Genomic DNA, 2,482 nt, shown 5'->3' with positions numbered 1-2,482 from the left:
TGTTGATTTCCACCGAATCTTGACCCACCGTTTTCATCTAAATCTGACCCACCCCGAGACAGCGTAGTACATCTATTCCGGTGTGGATAACTCCTCACTGCCTGCTGCTTTTGCTGCTCTCTTTCTGGTTGTCTTCGCCTTGGCAGAACTGGACTTGAAGCGCCAGGATTCATTGCCCGTTTCGACGATGTGGCAGTGATGGGTGACGCGGTCCAGCAGCGCCGTCGTCATCTTTGCGTCCCCGAACACGGTCGCCCACTCGCCGAAGCTGAGGTTGGTGGTGATCACGACACTCGTGTGTTCATACAGCTTCGAGAGCAAGTGGAACAGCAATGCGCCACCGGTCTGGCTGAACGGCAGGTAGCCCAGTTCGTCGAGGATCACCAGGTCGACGTACATCAGCTTATGGGCGATCTGGCCTTGTTTTCCGATGGACTTCTCCTGCTCCAGTGCGTTGGTCAGCTCGACGGTCGAGAAGTAACGCACGCGCTTGCCGTGGCGCTGCACGGCCTCAATTCCGATCGCTGAGGCGAGGTGCGTTTTGCCGGTGCCGGGGCCACCGATGAACACGACGTTGTGTGCGCTTGCGAGGAACGACAGGTCACTGAGTTCTCGAACCAGCGCTTCGTCGACGTGTGCCTGCGCGAAGTCGAAGCCCTTCAGGTCGCGGTGAGCCGGGAAGCGAGCGGCGGTCATCTGGTAGGCGATCGAGCGCACCTGTCGCTCCGCCGTCTCAGCCATCAGCAGTTGCATCATGAAGCGCTCCGGGGCGAACTCCGTGTGACGCGACTGCGCCAGCAGCTCTGGCCAGGTGCTCGCCATACCATGCAGTTTGAGCCCCTTGAGTTGGGCGGCGATGTCGTTAGACATGACGGTCCTCCGGTGGGTTGGCGCGCAGGGTTTCGTAGCGGCTCACGTCGGCGGCCGGCTCTTCGGTAAGCTGGAGTTTCGTCGTCGCGAGGTTGGTGCTCGTGGTGGGTGCCTTCAACCGGCTCAGCACGTTCAGAACGTGCTCCCCACTGGGGCGTCCCGAGTCCAGCGCTGCCTGCACGGCAAGCAGCACGGCATCGAGTCCGTGTTCGCGCACCGCGGCGAGCACCTGCGTCATGATGCGATCGCCTCCCGGGTGCTTCAGTAGGTGCCGCTGCAACTGCTGCAGCGGCTGTGGCATCGTGACGAACGGAGCGCCGTTGCGCAACGCGCCGGGTTTGCGCTCAACCAGCGTGATGTAATGGCGCCAGTCGTAGAAGGTCATGTGCCGCTCGAAGCTGCGTTCGTGGCGTGCGATCTCCTGGGCGTCGGCGACGACGCTGAGATATGCCGGATAGCAGCGCACGCTCACCAGCTGGTTCGTGTACTCGGTGGGCACGCTGTAGCGGTTGCGCTGGAAGTGGATGAGGCTGGTCGACGACACCCGCAGCGTCTGCTCGACATAGCCGTCGAACGGGCGTGGATTGGGCATCAGCCTGGTGCGCTCGTCCTGCAGCACGTCCTCGACCGTCAGCTCGGGCCACTGCGGGTGCCGCATCTGCCAGGCCTGACGACACTGGCCCGCGACCCATTCGTTCAGAAGCTCCAGCGTTTCCCAGCGTCGTAGCGCAGCCTCGTGCCAGATCTGGCGGCGCCGGTCCTGCACGTTCTTCTCAACGATGCCCTTCTCCCAGCCGGCGGCACGGTTGCAGAATTCCGGCTCGAACAGGTAATGGCCGCACATTGCCTCGAAGCGGGCGTTGACCGCGCGCTCCTTGCCGCGGCCGACCTTGTCCACGGCGGTCTTCATGTTGTCGTAGATGCCGCGGCGCGGCACGCCGCCGAACGCGGCGAATGCGCGGGCGTGCGCATCGAACAGCATCTCGTGACTCTGGGTCGGATAGGCGACCAGCCAGAACGCCCGGCTGGCATTGAGCTTGACGTGGGCGACCTCCAGGCGTCGCCGCAACCCGCCGATGAAGGCGTATTCGCAGCTCCAGTCAAACTGGAAGGCTTCGCCGGGTTCGAAGGCCAGCGGTACATAGGCCTTCCTGCGCGGTGCTGCAGCCTGCTCCTCGTGCCAGCGTCTCACGAAGGCGCTGACGCGGCCGTAGCTGCCGGCATAGCCCTCGCCGCGGATGGCCTCGAACATGAACCGGGCCGTGCGCCGGTCACGCTTCGGGCGATGACTGTCTGCCCGCAGCCAGCCCGTCAGTTGCGCGGCCCACTCGTCGACGACGCTCGGGCTGACGCGCTTCGGGTACTTCGGCTCAACGGCATCCGTCTGCCGAAGCCAGCTGCGCACCGTGTTCCGGGACAGGCCCGTGCGCCTCGCAATCTCGCGCAGCGGGACCTTCTCGCGGAAATACATCCGCCTGATCTTGGCCAATATGCCCACCGTGATCACCTCTGTATCCCCTGCTCAAAGATTGAGCAGGGCATTCAATCACGTGGGTCAAAATTCGATGAAAACTACAGCCTCAGGTGGGTCAGTTCTGCGTGGACATCAACA

The 2,482-nt window shown here is 63.3% G+C and carries 2 protein-coding genes; both read right to left on the bottom strand.

Annotation, left to right across the window (positions count from 1 at the left end; all coding sequences use genetic code 11):
* Positions 1 to 72: 72 nt before the first annotated feature.
* Complete coding sequence (gene istB, locus KDW55_RS29155; RefSeq protein WP_212198154.1) at positions 73 to 870, bottom strand: IS21-like element helper ATPase IstB; 798 nt, start codon at positions 868 to 870, stop codon at positions 73 to 75.
* Entirely contained in the window at positions 863 to 2,368 is a 1,506-nt protein-coding gene (gene istA / locus KDW55_RS29150; protein ID WP_069241900.1) for an IS21 family transposase, read from the bottom strand. Before istA ends, istB begins: the two co-directional genes overlap by 8 nt.
* Positions 2,369 to 2,482 lie beyond the last annotated feature (114 nt).

The sequence above is a fragment of the Burkholderia sp. AU19243 genome (genome assembly GCF_018148075.1).
GTDB lineage: Bacteria > Pseudomonadota > Gammaproteobacteria > Burkholderiales > Burkholderiaceae > Burkholderia > Burkholderia latens_A.
Note: the sequence above shows the minus strand (reverse complement) of the source record. Positions and strands in the feature narration are given on the sequence as shown.

Excerpts from the sequence above, each read along its gene's own strand:
- istB (WP_212198154.1), bottom strand. The coding sequence starts at position 870 with ATGTCTAACGACATCGCCGCCCAACTCAAGGGGCTCAAACTGCATGGT.